Annotated in this window: 22 protein-coding genes and 1 pseudogene; 11 read left to right on the top strand and 12 right to left on the bottom strand. The window is 60.9% G+C overall.

What is annotated here, in order from left to right:
• The first annotated feature begins 203 nt into the window (after positions 1-203).
• Entirely contained in the window at positions 204-1,187 is a 984-nt protein-coding gene (gene mbfA, locus ASC97_RS32405; RefSeq protein WP_057472426.1) for an iron exporter MbfA, read from the top strand.
• 60 nt (positions 1,188-1,247) lie between these two features.
• Here the strand turns inward: mbfA and ASC97_RS32400 are convergent, their stop codons facing one another.
• Positions 1,248-1,847, bottom strand: coding sequence for a transglutaminase-like cysteine peptidase (locus ASC97_RS32400; RefSeq protein ID WP_057472425.1), 600 nt, complete (start codon positions 1,845-1,847; stop codon positions 1,248-1,250).
• 154 nt (positions 1,848-2,001) lie between these two features.
• Complete coding sequence (locus ASC97_RS32395) at positions 2,002-2,802, bottom strand: alpha/beta hydrolase (protein ID WP_057472424.1); 801 nt, start codon at positions 2,800-2,802, stop codon at positions 2,002-2,004.
• 177 nt (positions 2,803-2,979) lie between these two features.
• On the opposite strand from ASC97_RS32395, the gene infC reads away from it, so the two are divergent.
• From infC to pheT, 6 genes and pseudogenes are all read left to right on the top strand, one after another.
• A complete protein-coding gene (gene infC / locus ASC97_RS32390) occupies positions 2,980-3,516 on the top strand; it encodes a translation initiation factor IF-3 (RefSeq protein WP_057472423.1) in 537 nt (178 codons plus the stop codon).
• Between the two features lie 322 nt (positions 3,517-3,838).
• Entirely contained in the window at positions 3,839-4,042 is a 204-nt protein-coding gene (gene rpmI, locus ASC97_RS32385) for a 50S ribosomal protein L35 (protein WP_007813308.1), read from the top strand.
• A 39-nt stretch (positions 4,043-4,081) separates the two neighbouring features.
• Positions 4,082-4,486: a 50S ribosomal protein L20 gene (gene rplT / locus ASC97_RS32380; protein ID WP_037062676.1), complete on the top strand. Its 405-nt coding sequence runs from the start codon at positions 4,082-4,084 to the stop codon at positions 4,484-4,486.
• Between the two features lie 285 nt (positions 4,487-4,771).
• A pseudogene (locus tag ASC97_RS34410) lies at positions 4,772-4,867 on the top strand (serine/threonine protein phosphatase); the annotation flags it as partial.
• Positions 4,868-4,906: 39 nt separating this feature from the next.
• A complete protein-coding gene (gene pheS, locus ASC97_RS32370; RefSeq protein WP_057472421.1) occupies positions 4,907-5,989 on the top strand; it encodes a phenylalanine--tRNA ligase subunit alpha in 1,083 nt (360 codons plus the stop codon).
• A 15-nt stretch (positions 5,990-6,004) separates the two neighbouring features.
• Positions 6,005-8,428: a phenylalanine--tRNA ligase subunit beta gene (pheT, locus tag ASC97_RS32365; RefSeq protein ID WP_057472420.1), complete on the top strand. Its 2,424-nt coding sequence runs from the start codon at positions 6,005-6,007 to the stop codon at positions 8,426-8,428.
• A 193-nt stretch (positions 8,429-8,621) separates the two neighbouring features.
• On the opposite strand, the gene ASC97_RS32360 is transcribed toward pheT, so the two are convergent.
• Both ASC97_RS32360 and ASC97_RS32355 read right to left on the bottom strand, forming a co-directional pair.
• The gene (locus ASC97_RS32360) at positions 8,622-8,981 is read right to left on the bottom strand and encodes a nuclear transport factor 2 family protein (RefSeq protein ID WP_057472419.1); all 360 of its coding nucleotides are present in this window, start codon (positions 8,979-8,981) and stop codon (positions 8,622-8,624) included.
• A gap of 109 nt (positions 8,982-9,090) precedes the next feature.
• On the bottom strand, positions 9,091-10,086 hold the full coding sequence (locus ASC97_RS32355) for an aldo/keto reductase (RefSeq protein ID WP_057472418.1): 996 nt from the start codon (positions 10,084-10,086) through the stop codon (positions 9,091-9,093).
• 111 nt (positions 10,087-10,197) lie between these two features.
• On the opposite strand from ASC97_RS32355, the gene ASC97_RS32350 reads away from it, so the two are divergent.
• Positions 10,198-11,088, top strand: a complete 891-nt coding sequence (locus ASC97_RS32350; protein WP_057472417.1) for a LysR family transcriptional regulator — start codon at positions 10,198-10,200, stop codon at positions 11,086-11,088.
• A gap of 43 nt (positions 11,089-11,131) precedes the next feature.
• Here the strand turns inward: ASC97_RS32350 and ASC97_RS32345 are convergent, their stop codons facing one another.
• Positions 11,132-11,626 carry a YciE/YciF ferroxidase family protein gene (locus tag ASC97_RS32345; RefSeq protein ID WP_057472416.1) on the bottom strand — a complete coding sequence of 165 codons (495 nt, stop codon included), beginning with the start codon at positions 11,624-11,626 and terminating at the stop codon, positions 11,132-11,134.
• 140 nt (positions 11,627-11,766) lie between these two features.
• Here ASC97_RS32345 and ASC97_RS32340 point away from each other — a divergent pair, with 140 nt between their 5' ends.
• Positions 11,767-12,384, top strand: a complete 618-nt coding sequence (locus tag ASC97_RS32340) for a hypothetical protein (RefSeq protein ID WP_057472415.1) — start codon at positions 11,767-11,769, stop codon at positions 12,382-12,384.
• Here ASC97_RS32340 and ASC97_RS32335 read toward each other — a convergent pair.
• Positions 12,374-12,817 carry a GNAT family N-acetyltransferase gene (locus ASC97_RS32335; protein WP_057472414.1) on the bottom strand — a complete coding sequence of 148 codons (444 nt, stop codon included), beginning with the start codon at positions 12,815-12,817 and terminating at the stop codon, positions 12,374-12,376. The two genes, ASC97_RS32340 and ASC97_RS32335, sit on opposite strands and share 11 nt — an antisense overlap.
• Positions 12,818-12,830: 13 nt before the next feature.
• The gene (locus ASC97_RS32330) at positions 12,831-13,778 is read right to left on the bottom strand and encodes an aldo/keto reductase (protein ID WP_057472413.1); all 948 of its coding nucleotides are present in this window, start codon (positions 13,776-13,778) and stop codon (positions 12,831-12,833) included.
• 180 nt (positions 13,779-13,958) lie between these two features.
• Here ASC97_RS32330 and ASC97_RS32325 point away from each other — a divergent pair, with 180 nt between their 5' ends.
• Positions 13,959-14,945 (top strand): Gfo/Idh/MocA family protein, encoded by a 987-nt coding sequence (locus ASC97_RS32325; protein ID WP_057472412.1) that lies wholly within the window; start codon positions 13,959-13,961, stop codon positions 14,943-14,945.
• On the opposite strand, the gene ASC97_RS32320 is transcribed toward ASC97_RS32325, so the two are convergent.
• Genes ASC97_RS32320 through ASC97_RS32305 form a run of 4 tightly spaced genes read right to left on the bottom strand, consistent with a single transcriptional unit; the run spans position 14,946 to position 17,436 of the window.
• Positions 14,946-15,338 (bottom strand): hypothetical protein, encoded by a 393-nt coding sequence (locus tag ASC97_RS32320; RefSeq protein ID WP_057472411.1) that lies wholly within the window; start codon positions 15,336-15,338, stop codon positions 14,946-14,948.
• Positions 15,331-15,708, bottom strand: a complete 378-nt coding sequence (locus tag ASC97_RS32315) for a transporter (RefSeq protein WP_244481631.1) — start codon at positions 15,706-15,708, stop codon at positions 15,331-15,333. The genes ASC97_RS32320 and ASC97_RS32315 overlap by 8 nt, the downstream gene beginning before the upstream one ends.
• Entirely contained in the window at positions 15,705-16,406 is a 702-nt protein-coding gene (locus tag ASC97_RS32310; RefSeq protein WP_057472410.1) for a class I SAM-dependent methyltransferase, read from the bottom strand. Before ASC97_RS32310 ends, ASC97_RS32315 begins: the two co-directional genes overlap by 4 nt.
• A gap of 28 nt (positions 16,407-16,434) precedes the next feature.
• Complete coding sequence (locus ASC97_RS32305) at positions 16,435-17,436, bottom strand: glycosyltransferase (RefSeq protein ID WP_057472448.1); 1,002 nt, start codon at positions 17,434-17,436, stop codon at positions 16,435-16,437.
• A gap of 156 nt (positions 17,437-17,592) precedes the next feature.
• Between ASC97_RS32305 and ASC97_RS32300 the strand changes: the two genes are divergently transcribed.
• On the top strand, positions 17,593-19,437 hold the full coding sequence (locus ASC97_RS32300) for a hypothetical protein (RefSeq protein WP_057472409.1): 1,845 nt from the start codon (positions 17,593-17,595) through the stop codon (positions 19,435-19,437).
• A gap of 68 nt (positions 19,438-19,505) precedes the next feature.
• On the opposite strand, the gene ASC97_RS32295 is transcribed toward ASC97_RS32300, so the two are convergent.
• Entirely contained in the window at positions 19,506-19,748 is a 243-nt protein-coding gene (locus ASC97_RS32295; RefSeq protein ID WP_057472408.1) for a hypothetical protein, read from the bottom strand.
• Positions 19,749-19,866 lie beyond the last annotated feature (118 nt).

The following is a 19,866-nucleotide window of genomic DNA, read 5'->3' as shown; positions in this document are numbered from 1 at the left end:
ATTGTTAGTATCGCTTAATATACTTTTGCGTGCATAATGTTTTACATTCCATCAAACGGCGCATCCGGTTTTGTACTGGGAACCCGTTCCTCGGGCGACGATAGATCTTCCCGATGCCGGCACGCGCGACGCCGCGGCCCTGACGGTCTTGACCGCCATTTCGGCTCGCCTTATTTTAGAATAATTCTAAAATCGAGGAAGCCATGCTGAGCCGTCTTTTCAGATCACCAAAACGTTCCCTGGAGTCTCTGTCCGAGCAGGAAATCCTGGCACTCGCCATCGGATCCGAAGAGGACGACGCCAGGATCTATCTGGCCTATGCCGACATGCTGAAGGCAACTTACCCTGCCTCTGCCAAGGTCTTCGAGGAAATGGCCGACGTGGAGAATACCCATCGCCGGTCGCTGATCGCGATCTATCGGCAGCGCTTCGGGGAACGCATCACCTTGATCCGCCGGGAGCATGTCAGGGGCTTCTATGAGCGCAAGCCGGATTGGTTGCGGCGAAGCCTGTCGCTGGAGAAGATCCGCGGCGAAGCCGAAGCCATGGAGCGGCAGGCCTATCGGTTCTACGTCGAGGCGGCGAGCCGCGTTGCCGATGCACCGACGCGCCAGCTGCTCGGTGATCTGGCACTCGCGGAGCAGGGCCACGAAGACATCACGCGGATGCTCGGCGAGAAGCACGCCCCCGAAGCGGTGAGGCAGGAGGAGGACAAGGCGGTACGGCGCCAATTCGTGCTGACCTACGTGCAGCCGGGTCTGGCGGGCCTCATGGATGGCTCGGTCTCGACGCTGGCTCCGATTTTCGCGGCAGCGTTCGCCACGCAGGACACCTGGCAGACCTTCCTTGTCGGCATGTCGGCATCCGTCGGCGCCGGTATCTCGATGGGCTTTACCGAAGCCGCTCATGATGACGGCAAGATCTCCGGACGCGGTTCGCCCATCAAGCGTGGCCTCGCCTGCGGAATCATGACGGCGCTGGGCGGTCTCGGCCACACGCTGCCGTATTTGATTCCGGACTTTATGACGGCAACGACGCTGGCCGTCATCATCGCCGTGTTCGAACTCTGGGCGATCGCCTTCATACAGAACCGCTACATGGAAACGCCGTTCCTGCGCGCCGCATTCCAGGTGGTCGTCGGTGGCGGGCTCGTTCTCGGCGCCGGCATCTTGATTGGAAACAGTTGACGCCTGCCAACGAAAAAGGCCGGCATGACGCCGGCCTTTGTTGGTCTACGCTTACGCTGATTATCTCAGCGCGCCGACCAGCACGTCGCGGCCGTTCTCGATCGTGACCCAGCGGCCTGCATTGTAGCTCGATTGGCGCTTGATGAAGGAGTAGGGCGTCTCGAACCATGGCTTGACGGTGGAGGCGAGGTTGTCGAGAACGAAGTCGCCCTTCGTCGTGCGCAGCGTCAAAATCGCGTGGCCTTCGCCGTCGGGTTTGCGAACCACGGTCATCAGAAGATTTGCCGGCGAAATACCGCGCTGAATGAGGATTCGACGCTTCAGAAGGGCAAAATCCTCGCAGTCGCCGGCGGTCGTCGGATAAGCCCAGACTTCGTCCTTGCCGTAGATTTCCTTGTCCGTCATCGGCGTAATGCTGTTGTTGACCGTGGCGTTGACGGAGCGGACGAGCGCCCATTTTTCATTCGACATCTCGGCCGCTGCCGTGATGCGGTTCGCCCCGCACTCGTCGCGATGGGTCTGGCAGAATTCGTAGTGCCCGATTGGCTGCGATGTAGCAGCGCCGGTCACCATTGAGAGGGTGTTCGTCGAAGCCGGCGTCGCGGCTGTCGACATCGCAAACATGGCCATCATGGCCACCAGGAATCCCTTGATCCGCACGCCCACCGTTCCTTGCATCGCCCTTGTATTGTTAACAAAAAGTTAACGGTGAGACGCCTGGAGAGTCAATCGATACTTCTGACGGAGGGGGGAGAAGCGGTGGACATGGTTAAAATGCGTTAGGTTTTTGCATCCGCGGCGGCTCGAGCTTGCGTCAGCGAACGAGGCCTTTCACGGCCTGCAGCATGCGCTCGATGTCCTGTGGGCGCGACAGCCGGTGATCGCCGTCGCGAACGAAGGTGAGGACCACATCGTCCGCCGGAAGATGTTCCACGAGCTTCATCGCGTGCTGGTAGGGAACGTCCGGATCTTTCATTCCCTGCAGGATATGCACCGGGCATCCGGTTTCGATGATGCCGGTCAGCACGCGGTTCTCGCGGCCGTCCTCGAGCAGGCTTCGGGTATAGATATTGGGTTCGAGGCTGTAGGCCGACCGCTCCTCGAAAAAACCGCGCTCGGCCAGCGACTTCTGTTCTTTCTTGCTGAGGTTCGGTTCGATGAGGTCGGACGTGAAGTCCGGTGCCGGTGCGATCAGCACCATGCCATCGAGCTTCGGCGCCCCGCCTTTCTTTAGAAGTTCCTGCGCGAGACGCAGCGCGATCCATCCTCCCATCGAGGATCCGACCAGGATGGCGCGATCCGGACCGACATGGAGAATGACCGCAAGCGCCTCTTCGAGCCAGCGCGAAATCGTGCCGTCGGCGAAGGTCCCGCCCGAGAGCCCGTGGCCGGAATAGTCGAGCCGAATGCAGGCGAGGCCGCTTTCCGCGGCCAGCCTGTCGAGTTCGATCGCCTTGGTACCGCTCATGTCGGAGCGGTATCCGGACAGCCAGACAAGCGCGGGTCCCGCCGAAGTCGCCGCGCCCGGGCGGACGATGTAGGCAATCTCGCGGGCCGCCTCACCCTCTCCGACGGTCAGAAATTGGTGATCAAGAGCGAGATTTGCGTCAGACATGGCGGAACTCCGGTTGTTTTGACCTATAAAACAGATTCTTGACAGGCTGACAGCGGGTGATTTTTCCGCTAAAGCGTGCTAATGACTTCGTTGCAGCGACGGCGAAACTAGGTTTGTCCTCCTTGGTGGGAGGTACCCTGCTGCAGCGATCCGAAACAACGCGAGGAGAATACGACCATTCGCAGACCTTTTAAAACCGACGCGCCCGTTAAGGAAGGGCCGCGCTCGAATCGGGAAATTCGCATTCCCAAAATTCAGCTGATCGATGCTGAAGGACAGAATTTAGGCGTCGTGGCGACCGACCAGGCCCTGAGAATGGCTGAAGAAGCTGGCCTCGACCTGGTGGAAATTTCCCCCAATGCTGAACCGCCTGTGTGCAAGATCCTCGATCTGGGCAAGCTGAAATATGCAAACCAGAAGAAGGCCGCCGAGGCGCGCAAGAAGCAGAAGATCGTTGAAGTCAAAGAAATCAAGATGCGCCCGAACATCGACACTCATGACTATGAAGTGAAGATGAAGGCCATGGGCCGTTTCTTCGAAGAAGGCGACAAGGTCAAGGTGACGCTGAAGTTCCGTGGTCGTGAAATGGCCCACCAGGAACTCGGCATGAAGCTTTTGCAGCAGGTCAAAGCCGACACGCTCGAGTTTGCCAAGGTCGAAGCCGAGCCGAAGCTTGAAGGCCGTCAGATGATGATGGTGCTCGCGCCAAAGTAAGGCGCGTCGCCACCACGCGTATCGAAGCCGTCCGCAAGGGCGGCTTTTGTATTTTGGGCGATCGACGAGGTCCGGCGCCGGTTTGGCAAGATTCCTCGATCCGCCCCGTTGCACTTTTATGACGCTGCGGTTATAAGCGCGCGTCCGAACTGACCGGCAGGGCATGCCGTGGCAGTGTCGAATGCTTGCGGAACGGTTCATCACCGGAGCCGCAGATCAACAACAAACGCTCCCGCACCTTGTTGCGACGACCGGAAAACCGGACATCGCGAGAAGGCTTCTTTGATGAAGCGCGCAGGGGGTCCAGAAACGGAGTAGCAAAATGCCCAAGATGAAGACGAAGTCCTCTGCCAAGAAGCGGTTCAAGATCACCGCAACCGGCAAGGTCAAGGCCGCCGCTGCTGGCAAGCGCCATGGCATGATCAAGCGTAGCAACAAGTTCATTCGCGATGCACGTGGCACGATGGTTCTCGCAGAACCAGATGGCCGCAAGGTCGTGAAGAACTATCTGCCGAACGGTCTCTAAGACTATTCCGCGAACGTTGTAGATTAAGGAGATCATGAAATGGCACGTGTAAAAAGAGGCGTAACGTCTCACGCCAAGCACAAGAAGGTTCTGAAGCAGGCTAAGGGCTTCTACGGCCGCCGCAAGAACACCATCCGTACAGCCAAGGCAGCGGTAGATCGCTCCAAGCAGTACGCGTACCGCGACCGCAAGGTCAACAAGCGCAACTTCCGCGCTCTCTGGATCCAGCGTATCAATGCTGCTGTCCGCGAATTCGGCCTGACCTACGGCCGCTTCATCGACGGCCTGAACAAGGCTGGCATCGAAGTCGACCGTAAGGTTCTCTCCGACATGGCGATCCATGAGCCGGAAGCATTCGGCGCGCTCGTCGCAGCCTCCAAGAAGGCTCTCGAGTACCTCAAGGACGCCGGTACGAAGAACGAGTTTGAAGCAGCCGTCAACTAAGCCGGCGCTATTCGAACTTTCGTTTCGATGATTTGGAACCCGCGCTGGCAAGGCTTGCGCGGGTTTTTTCGTTTTGGGCTGGACAAGGACGTCGGAAGAGACGTGGCGAACGATTTCGAAAATCTGACGGCCGGTCGCGGCTTGCGCGAAGAGGACATTCCGCTCCTGCTCGCAGCGCTCGTCGGCGGACGCGTCGCTTTATCGAGCGGTGCGGTACAGAGGGCCGCCTCGCGATGGGTCACGCCGCAGCGGATGGTCGCCATTCCTTCCTGCGGCCGTCGCGGCTTTTTATCGACTGCCCGGTTGATTGGCCGCGCGCACATGGGTAGTGATCTGCGACGTTTCATCGTGGCGACGAGCTATCTGACGCATGTTTCGTGAATTATCGACAAGACTGACGCCCCCGTGAGGCAGGAAAAGATGACCGAACTCGACACTCTGGAAAAGCAACTTCTGTCTGATGTGGCAGCCGCTGCCGATGAGCCCGCGATCGAAGCGGTGCGCGTCGGCGCGCTCGGCAAGAAGGGCTCGGTGTCCGAATTGCTGAAGACGCTCGGCGCCATGTCGCCGGAAGAGCGGCAGACGCGCGGAGCCGCGATCAATGCGCTGAAGACCTCGGTGACGGACGCGATCAACGCCCGCAAGGCCGACCTGAAGAAGGCCGCGATCGACGCGCGCCTCAAGGCAGAGACCGTCGACGTCAGCCTGCCGGTGCGCTCGTCGCCCGCCGAGCGCGGCCGCATACATCCGATCAGCCAGATCGTCGACGAGATCACCGCGATCTTCGGCGACATGGGCTTCTCGATCGCCGAAGGTCCGGACGTCGAAACGGACTATTACAATTTCACGGCGCTGAACTTCCCCGAGGGCCATCCGGCCCGCGAGATGCACGACACCTTCTTCTTCAATCCGGATGAGAACGGCGAGCGCAAGGTTCTGCGCACGCACACCTCGCCGGTCCAGGTGCGCACCATGGAGGCCCAGAAGCCGCCGATCCGCATCATCATTCCCGGCAAGACTTACCGCCAGGATTCGGACGCCACCCATTCGCCGATGTTCCATCAGGTCGAAGGACTGGTCATCGACAAGAAGGCCAACGTCGCCAACATCCGCTGGGTGCTCGAGGAGTTCTGCAAGACCTTCTTCGAGGTCGACAGCGTGACGATGCGCTTCCGCCCGTCCTTCTTCCCGTTCACCGAGCCGTCCTTTGAAGTCGACATCCAGTGCGACCGCTCCGGCCCGATCGTCAAGTTCGGCGAAGGCACCGACTGGATGGAAATCCTCGGCTGCGGCATGGTCCATCCGAACGTGCTGCGCCATGGCGGGCTCGATCCGGACGAGTATCAGGGCTTCGCCTGGGGCATGGGCCTCGATCGCATCGCCATGCTGAAATACGGCATGCCTGACCTGCGCGATTTCTTCAACGCCGACGTCCGCTGGATGACCCACTATGGCTTCCGCCCGCTCGACATGCCGACACTGTTCGGCGGCCTGAGCGCGTAGGGGAGGATTGAAATCATGAAATTCACACTCTCCTGGCTCAAGGATCATCTGGAAACGGATGCCACGCTCGATGAAATCTGCATCCGCCTGACCCAGATCGGGTTGGAGGTCGAAGATGTCGACGACAAGGCTGCATTCAAGCCTTTCGTCATTGCCAAGGTTCTCTCCGCCGAAAAGCACCCCCAGGCCGATCGCCTGAAGGTTCTGTCGGTCGATACGGGCAAGGGCGCGCCGGTTCAGGTCGTCTGCGGTGCGCCGAATGCGCGTACCGGCCTGATCGGCGCCTTCGCGGCCCCCGGCACCTATGTTCCAGGCATCGACGTGACGCTGGCCGTCGGCAACATCCGCGGCGTCGAAAGCCACGGCATGATGTGCTCCGAAAAGGAGCTGATGATCTCGGACAGCCACGATGGCATCATCGACCTGCCTGACGATGCACCCGTCGGTACCAGCTACGCATCCTATGCCCATCTCGACGATCCGGTCATCGAGATCAACCTGACGCCGAACCGTCCGGACTGCACCTCGATCCAAGGCATCGCCCGCGATCTGGCCGCCTCCGGCCTCGGCACCCTGAAGACGCGGCCCGCCCCGTCCTTCGCCGTCGAAGGCGAAACGACCGTCAAGGTGAAGCTCGATCTCGACGACGAAAAACTCTGCCCCGGCTTTGCGCTTCGCCTCGTGCGCGGCGTGAGGAATGGCCCGAGCCCGAAGTGGATGCAGCAGCGGCTGCTGGCGATCGGCCTGCGCCCGATCAACGCGCTCGTCGATATCACCAACTACATGACCTTCGATCAGGGTCGGCCGATGCACGTCTTCGACGCCGCCAAGGTCACGGGCAATCTGACTGTTCGCCGGGCGAAAGACGGCGAAACCGTCCTGGCGCTCGACCAGCGTGAATACACGCTCAGCCCGAACAACGTGGTTATCTCGGATGAGAACGGTATCGAGTCGATCGGCGGCATCATGGGCGGCGAGCATTCCGGCTGCGATGAGAATACCACGGACGTGCTCATCGAATCCGCTCTCTGGGATCCGATGAACATCGCCAAGTCCGGCCGCGGTCTCGGCATCATCACCGACGCACGCTACCGTTTCGAGCGCGGCGTCGACCCGGAATACATGGTTCCGGGTATCGAGCGCACGACGGAACTGGTTCTCGAACTCTGTGGCGGCGTGGCCGCCAGGGCCGATGTCGTCGGCTACAAGGGATATGAGCCGAAGATCGTCGATTTTCCGTTCTCGGAAGTGAAGCGCCTGACCGGTCTCGAAGTCTCGACGGAAGAAAGCGTGCAGATCCTGACGCGCCTCGGCTTCAAGGTCTCAGGTTCCGGCGAGCGCGTTTCGGTCGCCGTCCCCTCCTGGCGACCTGACGTCGACGGCAAGGCCGATCTCGTCGAGGAGGTCATGCGCATCCACGGCGTCGACAACATCGAGCCGGCGCCGCTGGAAAGTCATGTGGCTATCAACGGCAAAATCCTGACGACGCTGCAGATCCGTACCCGCACGGCCAAGCGTGCGCTTGCCTCGCGCGGCATGCTGGAAGCCGTCACATGGTCCTTCATCTCGGAAGATCAGGCAAAGCTCTTCGGCGGCGGCTCCGCCGCGCTCAAGCTTGCCAATCCCATCGCCGCCGAAATGTCCGACATGCGCCCCTCGCTGCTGCCGGGTCTCTTGACGGCCGCTCAGCGCAATGCAGACAAGGGTTACGGCGACGTCGCGATCTTCGAAGTCTCAGGCACCTATGAAAACGACAGGCCGGAAGGCCAGCGCCGCGTCGCCGGCGGCATCCGCCGTGGCACCGCCTCGATGTCGGGCGCCGGCCGCATGTGGTCCAACGCTGCCAAGGGCGGCGGCAAGCCCGTCGATGTCTTCGACGCCAAGGCCGATGCGCTGGCGGTGATCGAAGCCTGCGGTCTGCCGATGGGCAACATCCAGATCGATCAGGGCGGTCCAGAATGGTACCATCCCGGCCGCTCGGGTACGATCAAGATGGGTCCGAAGGTCGTCCTCGGCTATTTCGGCGAATTCCATCCCTCGACGCTGGAAGCGCTCGACGTGTCGGGCGCGCTCTGCGGCTTCGAAGTCTATGTCGATGCCATGCCGGAGCCGAAGAAGAAGGCCACTCGCACCAAGCCGGCGCTGGAGCTTTCACAGTTCCAGGCCGTCAAGCGCGACTTCGCTTTCGTCGTCGACAAGTCCGTTGAAGCAGGTGCGATCATCAAGGCAGCCTCCGGTGCCGACCGCAAGCTGGTGTCCGGCGTTAACGTCTTCGACGTCTTCGAAGGCGCTTCCGTCGGCGAGGGCAAGAAGTCGGTCGCCATCGAAGTGCAGATCCAGCCGGTCGACCGCACGCTGACGGACGAGGATTTCGAGGCGCTGACCCAGAAGATCGTCGCCAGCGTGACGAAGTTCACCGGCGGCGTCCTGAGAGGCTGAGGGCCGCTGAGGTCGTAAGATAGCTGGCGCCGAGCCTCCAATCTCCCCTCATCCTCGCCCATGTGGCGGGGATCCAGCGCATTCATGTCCTTGAATGCAGAAGACTCTCCTCACGGCGCAGACGCGCGGTGGCTGGAGGCCTGTGACGAGCGCAGGTATGAGGGCGCGGTCGAGAGCCCCATCGCCAGCCTCTCTATGTGTGCAGATAGTAGAGCTTGTTGACGATCGTCCAGCGGCCCTCGATCTTCAGCATCGACAGGTAGTCGGTGAAGAGCATCCCGGCAAAGTTATCGCTGACCTTGACGCTTGCCGCATCGCCGACGATGTCGAGCATCTGGATGTCCATGTGCGGCTGCGTGCCGGGCGGCGCTGCACCCTCGGCGACGATCGCGGCAATGAATTCGTCGCGCGTCAGCCACTCCACCGCATTCTCATAGTGTCCGATCACTGCGCATTGCGGATGAAACGCTTTTCGCAATGCGGCTTCGTTGGCGAAGGTCATGCCCTCGATGTAGAGATGAACGACCGCTTCGACTGCCTGCTGATCCGACATGTCCTGCCTCCCGGGCTCTTACCCCAAAGCATAGTGCGATGAGACCGCGCGGCAAGATCGGCGCTTCGGTTTCGGCAGCCCGGACGTGCATGACCGGGCCGCCGATCGGTCAAAGGTTGGTCATCGCCAGCGAGGCGTCGGAATAGCGCTTGCCTGCAATCAGATCTGGCGCAATCGCCGCGCCGAGCTGCTCCAGTTCGGCGGCGCTGAGTGTGATGCTGGCTGCTGCGGCGTTCTGTTCCAGATGGTTGATCTTTCTTGCGCCGGGGATGGGGACGATGCTGTCTCCCTGATGCAGCACCCAGGCGAGAGCGAGCTGCGCCGCCGTCACGCCCTTTTCCCTGGCGAGCGCTTCGAGCTTTGCCACGAGGACCGCATTGGCATCGAAATTCTCCGCCTGAAAGCGGGGAACCTGGCGGCGGAAGTCGTCTGCCTCTAGATCGTCTGCCTTGCGGATGGAGCCTGTCAGAAATCCGCGGCCAAGCGGGCTGTAAGGCACGAAGCCTATTCCCAGCTCGCGGCAGGTGTCGAGAATGTCGCCTTCAGGGTCGCGCGACCAGAGCGAGTATTCGCTCTGCAACGCGGCGATCGGATAAACGGCGTGAGCCCGGCGGATCGTCGCGCTGCCCGCCTCCGAAAGTCCGAGTGCACGCACCTTGCCTTCCTTCACCAGCTCGGCCATCGCGCCGACTGTATCCTCGATCGGAACGTCAGGATCGACACGGTGCTGGTAGAACAGGTCGATGGTCTCGATGCCGAGGCGTTTCAGCGAGGCTTCCGCCACCGTCCTGACATGCTCGGGCCTGCTGTCGACGCCGGTGAGAGCGGCGACGCCCTGCTTCGCCGGATCCAGCCTGAAACCAAACTTGGTGGCGATCACCACGCGGCCGCGCACCTCCTTCAAGGCTTTGCCGAGAAGCACCTCGTTCGTGTAGGGCCCATAGATCTCCGCGGTATCGAAGAAGGTGATCCCGAGATCGACGGCGCGGTGGAGTGTCCTGATCGACTCGTTTTCGTCGCTTGCTCCGTAGGCGAAGCTCATTCCCATGCAGCCGAGGCCGACGGCAGAGACGGTCAGATCGTTTCCGAGTTTGCGGGTTTTCATGTGAAGTGCTCCTTGCTGAGCTGGATGAGCTGATGCAGGGAAAACGTAGCGCTCCTTCACTCGTCACAAAAGACGTGTAATTTATAACGACTTGTTCTATCTATTAGATCAATGAATCGGACACAGCTCGCCCAACTTGCCGTTCTTGCCGCGGTCTCGGAGCATCGAAGCTTCCGCGCCGCCGCCAAGGAGCTGCTGATTGCGCCTTCCGCCGTCAGCCACGCCGTATCCAGCCTGGAGGACAGCCTGGGTGTCCGGCTGCTGGCGCGCACCACCCGCAGCGTCGCGCCGACGGAAGAGGGCAGGTTGCTGCTGCAGCGCCTGAAACCCGCGCTGGAGGAAATCGGCGTGGCGCTGGAAGCCGCCAGGGACGCCCGAGGGACACCGGCCGGAAATCTGCGCATCACCGCGCCTCGCTTTGCCTCCGATATCCTGCTTGCGCCGCGGCTCGGCGAATTCCTCGGCCGCTACCCCGACATTACGCTCGAAATCGCCAACGAAGACGGATTCATGGACATCGTGAAGGAAGGCTTCGACGCCGGCATAAGGCTGGAGGAGAGCCTGGAGGCAGATATGATCGCGGTCAGGGCTTCGCCCAATCTGACGACTGTGATAGCCGCCTCTCCCGAATATTTCGAGAAGTACCCCAAGCCGCAGCATCCCCGCGACCTCGTCCACCACCGCTGCATCAAGCGCCGTTTCACCAATGGCACGATCTACCGCTGGGAGTTCGAAAAGGACGGCCAGGAACTTGTGGTGGCGGTCGATGGGCCGTTGATCGTCAGCGAGGACAGGCTCGCGCTTGTCGCGGCGCTGAACGGTGCGGGGCTCGCCTATCTTTTCGATCTGCGCGTCGAGACCGAACTGGCCGGCGGAAAGCTCGTCCGGGTGCTGGAGGATTGGTGCGCGCCCTATCCTGGCCCGTTCATCTACTACCCCAGCAGGCGCCAGATGCGGCCGGCGCTGCGTGCCTTCGTCGATTTTTTCAAATACAGCGGCTGACGCGGGAGCGGCCGGGACGGCCTGCTCCCGCGATGCCGACCGGTCAGGCGGCGGCCTTCTGGTTTGCGGTGGAGGTGGCAAGCTGCGACAGTGCCTTGTCGGTCGCGCCTTCTTCCTGCAGCGTCTTGTCGAGCAGGCTGGCCACGTCCTTCTTGCCGAGCGTCATTGCCCATGTCTTCAGCGTGCCGTAGCGGGCCATTTCGTAATGCTCGACGGCCTGCGCCGATGAAATGAGGCCTGCGTCGATGGCCGCCGAACCCTTGAATTCCTCGATAATTTCCTCGCCTTCCGCGATGATGCCCTGGATCGCTTCGCAGGTCTTGCCCTGGGCGCGCTTGCCGATCAGCTCGAAGACCTGCTGCAGACGGTCCACATGTTCCTCGGTCTGCTCCCGGTGTTTTTCGAAGCCGGCCTTCAGTTCGGGAGATTGCGCGGCTCTGGCCATTTTCGGCAGGGCACGCAGAATCTGCTTCTCGGCAAAGTAGATGTCTTTGAGCGTGTCGTAGAACAGATCGTCCAGTCTCTTCTCTTTGGACATTTTGTTTTCTCCTTGTTTCGAAGCCGCAGAACGCGGCTCCCCCATGAGAAGAGAACTCGGCGCGAATTGTTCCGATCATTTCGGGTGGCGTCCCGCTTGAAAACGGGCAAAGTTGAACGCGATCGGAGAGGAGGGCGTAGATGAAAAAACCGGGATCGATGAAAGGGCTGGAGGATCTGGGCCGGGCGCGCCTGTCGAAGAATTTTTTCCTGCGCGATTTCCTGCATTCGGAGATCGCCGATTTCTATCGCATCCCGAACATTCCCGACGATCCGGAACTTGCGATCGAAGCAGGCAAACGGCTCTGCGAGGAACTGCTGGAGCCGCTTCAGGCGACGTTCGGCCGCCTGCACATCCGCTCCGGATTTCGCTCTGCGGAGGTCAATCAATTCGGCAACAGAAACAATCTCAATTGTTCCTCGAACGCCGCAACGGCCGCCGATCACATATGGGACCGCCGCGATATCGACGGCTGGATGGGGGCGACCGCCTGCGTCGTCGTACCGTGGATGATCGATACCTACAGCGACGAGCAGGATTGGCAGAAGCTGGCGTGGTGGATCCACGATCACCTGCCTTATGCCGCGCTCTGCTTTTTCCCCAAGCTCTGGGCCTTCAATATCCAATGGCACGAGCGGCCGCGGCGCGTGATCCAGAGCTATGTGAGGCCACGTGGTATTCTCACCAGGGCCGGCATGGCGAACTGGGAAGGCGATCACGCCTCGTTCTACGAAGGTTTCCCGCAGTTCAAAAATTGATCCGATATCGGATGTGGCCGTCGCTTTCGACGTAGGTGTCGTAGAGGGACCGCGCCGTCCTGTTGTCTTCGCTGGTGTGCCAGTAGAGGCGCGACCAGCCATTGTTCTTGCAGAGCGTGACGAGGTCGTCCATCAAGGCTCGTCCGACACCCTTTCCGCGGGCTTCGGGATCGACGAAGAGATCTTCGAGATAGCAGTCCTTGCCGCTGATCCACGTTCCCTCATGGGTGATGTAGAGTGCGAAGCCCATTGGGTCGCCGTCGACTTCCGCAATGCGCATCGCGATGGTCGACGCCGGATCGAAAACCCGGTGCCAGGTGAAATCGGTAATGCCGGCATCGACAGTTACGCCGTAGAACGCGAGATAGGCGTCCCAGAGTTCACGCCATCTGGTTTCGTCGTCAGGCCTTGCGTCGCGGATCGTCACGGTCATGCTTGGCTCCAGGTCAGGCGCCTGCCTTGTCGAGCAGTGCCACGGCATCGTCCGATAGCTTGAGCGTCGCCGATCTGACAAGGCTCTGAAGCTGCGAAAGGCTGGTGGCACTGGCGATCGGCGCCGTCACGCCCCTCTTCGCGAGCAGCCAGGCCAAGGCGATTTCGGCCGGCTTTGCGCCGGTCTCGGCCGCGACTTTGTCGAGGGCTGCCAGAATGCGGAAGCCCTTGTCGTTGAGATATTCCGAAACCCGGCCCTCGCGCGCCCGTCCCGCCGTATCGGCCTTCGTGCGATACTTGCCCGAGAGGAAGCCCGCGGCGAGGCTGAAATAGGTGATGACGCCGATATCCTCTTTGGCGCAGAGATCGGCAAGCGGGCCTTCGAAACTGTCGCGTGCGTAGAGATTGTACTCCGGCTGGATCACGTCATAGCGTGGCAACCCGGCCTCTTCGGCAGCATCGAAGGATGCCTTGAGCTGGATGGCGTCGAGGTTGGAGCAGCCGACAGCGCGAATCTTGCCCTGCTGCTTCAGCTTGGCGAAGGCGCCGAGCGTTTCTTCGTAGGGCGTATCCTCGTCGGGCCAGTGCGAAAGATAAAGGTCGATGTAGTCCGTCTGCAGCCGCCGAAGCGAATCCTCGACGGCCCTCAGGATGTATGTCTCCTTGAGCGTCTTGCCCTGGCCCATGTCGGAGCCGACCTTGGTGATGATGATAGCCTTGTCGCGCGAGACCCTCCCACGCTTCAGCCACTTGCCGATGATCTCCTCGGAATCGCCGCCCTTGTTGCCCGGCACCCAGGAGGAATAGACGTCGGCGGTATCGATGGTGTTGAGGCCCGCGTCGAAGAAGGCGTCGAGAATCTCGATCGAGGTCTTTTCATCGGCGGTCCAGCCGAGGACATTGCCCCCGAAGACGATCGGCGCGATCGAAAGACCTGTTTTCCCCAGACGGCGCATATCCATGACGCTCTCCCAGCATGCTGACGTGATTGAAGTTGATGCCACGGCAGAACGCCGTCGATGCTAACCTAGCGCGCGGCAGCCACGATGGAAACCAGCTCCGCGAATTGTGATCGCGCCATTGCGCCGCAGCCGGTGCCTGACTAAGGTCCCATGAAAATCCAGCGAGGAGAGACTTAAGCCATGTTGCGTTTCGGTATCATTTCGACCGCGAAAATCGGTCGTGAACTTGTCGTTCCGGCCATCCAGGACGCGGAAAACTGTGTCGTGACGGCCATCGCCAGCCGCGATCTTGCCAAGGCACGGGAGATGGCCGACCGCTTTTCCGTGCCGCACGCCTTCGGCTCCTATGAGGAGATGCTGGCCTCCGACAAGATCGATGCCGTCTACATTCCGCTGCCGACGTCGCAGCACGTCGAATGGACGATCAAGGCGGCCGATGCCGGCAAGCATGTGCTGTGCGAAAAGCCGATTGCGCTGAAAGCCGCTGAGATCGACGGGCTGATTGCCGCCCGCGATCGCAACAAGGTGCTGATCACCGAAGCCTATATGGTCACCTATGCGCCGGTCTGGCTGAAGGTGCGCTCGCTGATATCGGACGGCGCGATTGGCAGGCTTCAGCACGTCCAGGGCGTTTTCACCTATTTCAACCGCGATCCGGGCAACATGCGCAACATTCCCGAGCTCGGCGGCGGCGCACTTCCCGATATCGGCGTCTACCCGACGATTGCCACCCGCTTTGCGACCGGCAAGGAGCCGCAGCGGGTCCAGGCCGTGACGCGCCGGGATCCCGAGTTCGGCACGGACATCTATTCGAGCGTGAAGGCGGATTTCGGCGACTTCGAGCTGAGCTTCTATATCGCGACACAGCTTGCCAACCGCCAGGCCATGGTCTTTCACGGCACGGATGGCTTCATCGAGGTGAAGTCGCCGTTCAATGCCGACCGTTGGGGTGCCGAAGAGATCGAGCTCACCAATCGCGGCCACAACGAATCGACCATCTTCCGGTTCCCGGACAGCCGCCAGTACAAGCGCGAAGCCGAAGCGATCGCGCGCGCGGCGATGGGGGAAAACGAGGAAGTCGTCACGCTGGAAAGCTCGAAGCTCAACCAGGCCTTCATCGACGCCATCTATCGCGCCAGCGAGAAGGACGGCTGGGAAGCGGTGTGATCACCTGCGGCAGGCGAAGCGCACATAGCCGAACACTGCAAAGCACAGCGAGGCGGCGGAGGCGAGAACCATCGCCGCCAGCGGCTGCAGTGACGGCAATGTCGCGATCAGCGCGGCATAGAGTCCATAGTTCACGAGCATGGCAATCACCAGGATGGCGATGATGCCGGCGCGTCCGACCGACCGTGTTCCGTGCGCCGCCAGGTCGGCGTAGCGCAACAGCGGGATCGTGATTCCAAGAGCAGCAAGGAGACTAAGCACCCGGGCCGAGAACGGGTCTGGTGCAACGTTCAGCAGCAGGCGGAGAAAAACGCCATCCGCCGCCAGGCCGACCAGCGACAAGAAGGCAAAGCGCGCAATCGATCCGCCGCAGGTCGGGCGTGCCTCAGCCATTGATGGCCAGCATACCGGCCACGATGAAGACGGCGCCTATGACGTAGCGGATGGTGAGCGCCTCGCCGAGGAAAACCTGCGCCAACAGGGGAACGAAGCAGAAGGTCAATCCCATGAAGGAATAGGCGATCGTCAGGGGGACGGCCTTCAGAACATAGATCCAGATAATTGTGCCGAGTCCGTAAAGGACCAGAGCGGCGAGCAGCACGGGGTTGAGGAGCAACGCAAAGACGTTGCGCAGACTGAGTTCCCCCGCAGTTGCGCTCGTCAGCTTGAACAGGACCTGCCCGGACGCAATCAGCAGCGGCGTGCCGATGAGCCCGATCCAGGTGCCGACCGAAAATGTGGAAAGCATCGAAGCGTCTTTCACGCAGTGCCCCTGTCTTCCGAATAGAATATGTCTCGGCCGATATCTTCGCAGACGTAGACCGGCGGCACGGGATTGACCGCCCTCAGGAAGGAATGCGTGTACGGGAAGAAGTTGAAATGCGGGTTGAACGTATAGCGGTATTCGCGTTCCCGCGGCACGACGATGATCAGGCGTCGTTTTGCAATTCGGCGCAGTTCAGCGATTGCCTGCTGATAGTCGAGGATATGCTCGATCACGTGGGTACAGATGACCGTATCGAATTCGCCGTCGGCGAAGGGAAGAGCCTCGACTTTGGCCGCGACATATTCGATGCCGGAGAGCCGCGACGCGTCGTCGATGACAAAATCGACGCCTGTGAGCCGGCTGAGCTTCGGGCGCGCAGACTGGATTCGACTGAGCAGCGCTCCCGTTCCGCAGCCGATATCGCAGACGCTGTGCCCCTTGATCGACCCGATGATGCGACTGATGCACGCCGCCGAGTTGTCCGTGCCTTCGTGGACGCGGGGATGATTGCGATAAAGTTCGGCATACTCCTCCGGCGAAAGAAAGGGAGCGCGTTCGCGGAACGTCGCCAGATGGGCGATGTGGTCGCCCCAGACACGCTGTGCAGCCCAGCGGAAAGCGCCGGAATCACGAACGAATGGCGGCAGGATATCCTCCAGCACGAAACGAATTCGATTGGTGGTTTCTCTATTCATGAAAGGACGTAACCTCGAGCGGAAACAATCATGCGATACGCGCGGCGGGGGCGCTTCGCGCAGCGTCCACGTCTTTTACGAGCGCTGCACCGTGGTGCCGGGCGGCGACGTTCAGGTAGTGGATGCGCAGCTGTTCAGCCCGGGCGCGCGCAACGGAATCGAGGATCAGGCCGGCAGTGAAGCCCATGAAGGAGATCATCATCAATGCCATCGAGAGCACCCAGGTCGGCAACCGGGTCACAAGGCCGGTTTCGAAATACTCCGTCAGAACAGGAGCCATGAAGCCGACACCGGTCATCGCGAAGAACGCGCTGATGATGCCGAAGAATGCAAAGGGCCGTGTCTCCTTCATCAACATCGCAAACATCCACAGGATCTTGGCGCCGTCCTTGAAGGTCGACAGTTTGGAATGCGAGCCTTCCGGCCGGCGGCCGTAGTCGAGTTCCAGTTCGCTGACCGGCAGTTTCAGTCTCGATGCATGAACGGACATTTCCGTTTCGATCTCGAAGCCGGCGGAGACGGCAGGGAAACTCTTGACGAAACGACGTGAGAACACCCGGTAGCCAGAAAATATATCCGTGAAATCCGTACCGAAGATCGTGCGGTAGAGCAGGTTGAAGAGCCTGTTGCCGAAGGCATGGCCCTGTCGTCCGGCATCGTCGTGGACGCCGCGGCGGGTTCCGACGACCATGTCGGCGCGCTCGGTCAGAAGTGTGCGGATCAGTTCTTCGGCATCCTCGGGCGAGTACGTCCCGTCCCCGTCGGCCATGATGTAGATGTCGGCGTCGATGTCGGCGAACATCCGGCGCACGACATGACCTTTGCCCTGGCGCCGCTCGCGGACCACGTGGGCCCCGGCAAGCATCGCATGCAAGGCCGTTCCATCGGTAGAATTGTTGTCGTAGACATGGATCTGCGCGCCGGGGAGCGCCGCACTGAAACCGCGAACGACGCCGGCGATTGTCGCCGCTTCGTTGTAGCAGGGAAGCAACACGGCAATATTGAGATTGTCGATACGCGATCCGGTCATGATCACACCTGTCACGAAGAAATTCCGGCAAGTCTAAACGCCGGCCGTTAACAAGTCGCTATGAAGCCCTCAAGCAAAAGATCGCCCGTCGCTGCTTTACGCTTTCTTGATATGCTGGTCGTAAGGTCTTGCCGCATCCAATGACGAGAACGGTTCATGGCGACCATTGCCCCGACGATCGGCGATTCAGCATCCATGTCTTCGCGCGAGAAGCTGCGAACTGTCATGACAAGGCTGTGGCCCTCCGTCGTCGTGTACAGCGTACTCCTGATGGTCGCGATCGTGTCGCTCAAGATCCCGAATGCGAAGGACTATGTCGGTGCCGACAACGACGACGGCATGCGACTCGTGGAAGTCCGTGATTTCCTGAACGGCCAAGGCTGGTTCGATCTCATGCAGTACCGCATGGGCCTTGGCACGGGCACGCTGATGCATTGGTCGCGGCTGATCGACCTTCCGATCGCGACGCTGATCAGGCTTTTCGGTGTGTTCCTGCCGCACGAACGTGCCGAGGCCTTCGCGCTTGCCGTCTGGCCGCTTGCCTTGATTGTTCCGAGCTTCTGGGGCATGGGGCTTGCCGGCCGGCGCATCGGCGGCGTGCTCGGAATGCACCTGTCTCTGGGACTGGGGGCTTTCCTGCTGGTCACAAGCAATCGCTTCCTGCCCGGATCGATCGATCATCACAATGTCCAGTTCGCCCTGGCGGCGATCATGACGGCGATGCTGCTTGACGAGGACAACAGGCCGCTGAGCTACGCGACGGCCGCGTTTGCAGCGGCACTGGCGATTGCTATCGGCGCGGAGACCATGCCCTTCGTCGCCGCCGTCTGCCTGGTGGTTGCCCTGGCGTGGGCCTGGGACGGCGAGCCGTTTGCGCCTGCCGCAAAAGCCTTCGGTCTCACTCTGGCGCTGTCGATCAGCGTCTTCTTCTTCGGCACCGTTCCGCCGCGGCTTTATGCAGCGGTCACCTGCGACAACCTCTCGCTCGGGTACTACAGCCTCTCGGCGATCGGCGGCGGGCTTCTCCTGTTTGCCGCCGCTTTCACCAGCCGCGCGAGCCGCGTCGTTCGATTTGTCGTTCTCGCCGGGGTCGGGGCGGCCGTTCTGGGGTCGGTGATCGTCATCGCGCCGCAGTGCCTGCATAACCCGCTGGCCGATCTCGATCCGATGCTGATCGAACTATGGCTCGACTATGTCACTGAGGCGCAGTCGATCTTCGGGGCCAACCACCAGGATCCGTATACGATCGGTTTCTTCTATGCGACCGGCCTGTTTGCGATCGCGGTATGCGTCTTCCGCCTTGTCTACCGCGACCGCGTCCGCGTGCATCTCATCCTTCTCTTCCTGCTTGCGGTCAGCTGGGGCATCGCCGTGGTTCAGATTCGCGGCTCGATGTTCTCCAACCTGCTGGCCGTCTTCCCTCTGACGCTGCTGATGATCGACATGCGCCGGATATCGAATGGCGACAGCGAGAATGTTGCGGCCGCTTTCTGCTATATATCAACCGTTCTGCTGAGCGTTGCAGCCGTCTGGGGCCTGGCCGGCGGGTTTCTCAGCACCCGGATGGACAATAATACGGCCGCCGAAACGACCGCTGCGAAAGACAAGCCCTCATGCTCGTCGCGGGATGTCATCTCGCCATTGGCCGACCTTCCTCCCGGTCTCGTGGTCGCACCCTCGGATGTCGGGGTCTCCATCCTGCGCTTCACCGGCAACAGGATTCTCTCGGCCCCCTATCACCGGAACCAGGGTGGCATGCTGACCGAGATGCATATCGGCCTCGCGCCGCCGCAGGAGGCTGAAGCGTTCCTGCGAGGTACGGGCGTAAGCGTGCTGGCGTTCTGCGCGGATAATCCGCAGACCAGGCAGATCGCCAAGATCAAGCCGGATGGCCTCTACGCGCAACTGGATAAGGGAAACGTCCCTGCATATCTGCAGGCACTGCCAAGATCGGAGGGTTCGCCGGTTCAGTTCTTCCGCTACGTGCCGACCGGCTTGTAAGCGGTAGGGTCGACTCTCAGGAAAATTGCGGATGAACAACAGATAGGCGTGGTGTGCAGGCGTCTGCTCTAGACGAATCGTGCCCTTTCGCGGGCGCGCTCGATGGCGTGAATGCCCAACAGGCATAGCAGCAGGCTGAGATTATAGCAGCCGATGGCCGTGATCAGATCGAGCAACGACGTCGCTCCGGATGCGGTCAATGCCGCACACGCGTAGGCCAGGCAGACAAGGAAGCCGACGACAACCATGGAGAACAACGAGCGCATCGGCGCGGTGGTAAAGCCAAGTGCAGCGGCTGTCAGTGCAATCATCCAAGCATCTCCCGAATCACCCCTATTATAGGTGCGGCTGCTTTGACGAACAATTAACGCGCCTGGCAATCCCCAGTTTCCTGCAGGCGCCAGCGAATACAGGAAAACGATTTTCGGC

This window comes from Rhizobium sp. Root1203 (assembly GCF_001424945.1).
GTDB lineage: Bacteria > Pseudomonadota > Alphaproteobacteria > Rhizobiales > Rhizobiaceae > Rhizobium.
Note: the sequence above shows the minus strand (reverse complement) of the source record. Positions and strands in the feature narration are given on the sequence as shown.

Excerpts from the sequence above, each read along its gene's own strand:
- ASC97_RS32360 (WP_057472419.1), bottom strand. The coding sequence starts at position 8,981 with ATGTCGGATCAGCAGGCAGTCGAAGCGGTCGTTCATCTCTACATCGAG.
- ASC97_RS32305 (WP_057472448.1), bottom strand. The coding sequence starts at position 17,436 with ATGACCGGATCGCGTATCGACAATCTCAATATTGCCGTGTTGCTTCCC.
- ASC97_RS32300 (WP_057472409.1), top strand. The coding sequence starts at position 17,593 with ATGGCGACCATTGCCCCGACGATCGGCGATTCAGCATCCATGTCTTCG.
- ASC97_RS32320 (WP_057472411.1), bottom strand. The coding sequence starts at position 15,338 with ATGGCTGAGGCACGCCCGACCTGCGGCGGATCGATTGCGCGCTTTGCC.
- ASC97_RS32330 (WP_057472413.1), bottom strand. The coding sequence starts at position 13,778 with ATGGATATGCGCCGTCTGGGGAAAACAGGTCTTTCGATCGCGCCGATC.
- pheS (WP_057472421.1), top strand. The coding sequence starts at position 4,907 with ATGACCGAACTCGACACTCTGGAAAAGCAACTTCTGTCTGATGTGGCA.
- ASC97_RS32355 (WP_057472418.1), bottom strand. The coding sequence starts at position 10,086 with ATGAAAACCCGCAAACTCGGAAACGATCTGACCGTCTCTGCCGTCGGC.
- ASC97_RS32325 (WP_057472412.1), top strand. The coding sequence starts at position 13,959 with ATGTTGCGTTTCGGTATCATTTCGACCGCGAAAATCGGTCGTGAACTT.
- ASC97_RS32395 (WP_057472424.1), bottom strand. The coding sequence starts at position 2,802 with ATGTCTGACGCAAATCTCGCTCTTGATCACCAATTTCTGACCGTCGGA.
- ASC97_RS32340 (WP_057472415.1), top strand. The coding sequence starts at position 11,767 with ATGAAAAAACCGGGATCGATGAAAGGGCTGGAGGATCTGGGCCGGGCG.
- ASC97_RS32335 (WP_057472414.1), bottom strand. The coding sequence starts at position 12,817 with ATGACCGTGACGATCCGCGACGCAAGGCCTGACGACGAAACCAGATGG.
- pheT (WP_057472420.1), top strand. The coding sequence starts at position 6,005 with ATGAAATTCACACTCTCCTGGCTCAAGGATCATCTGGAAACGGATGCC.
- rpmI (WP_007813308.1), top strand. The coding sequence starts at position 3,839 with ATGCCCAAGATGAAGACGAAGTCCTCTGCCAAGAAGCGGTTCAAGATC.
- ASC97_RS32350 (WP_057472417.1), top strand. The coding sequence starts at position 10,198 with ATGAATCGGACACAGCTCGCCCAACTTGCCGTTCTTGCCGCGGTCTCG.
- rplT (WP_037062676.1), top strand. The coding sequence starts at position 4,082 with ATGGCACGTGTAAAAAGAGGCGTAACGTCTCACGCCAAGCACAAGAAG.
- ASC97_RS32345 (WP_057472416.1), bottom strand. The coding sequence starts at position 11,626 with ATGTCCAAAGAGAAGAGACTGGACGATCTGTTCTACGACACGCTCAAA.
- mbfA (WP_057472426.1), top strand. The coding sequence starts at position 204 with ATGCTGAGCCGTCTTTTCAGATCACCAAAACGTTCCCTGGAGTCTCTG.
- ASC97_RS32310 (WP_057472410.1), bottom strand. The coding sequence starts at position 16,406 with ATGAATAGAGAAACCACCAATCGAATTCGTTTCGTGCTGGAGGATATC.
- ASC97_RS32295 (WP_057472408.1), bottom strand. The coding sequence starts at position 19,748 with ATGATTGCACTGACAGCCGCTGCACTTGGCTTTACCACCGCGCCGATG.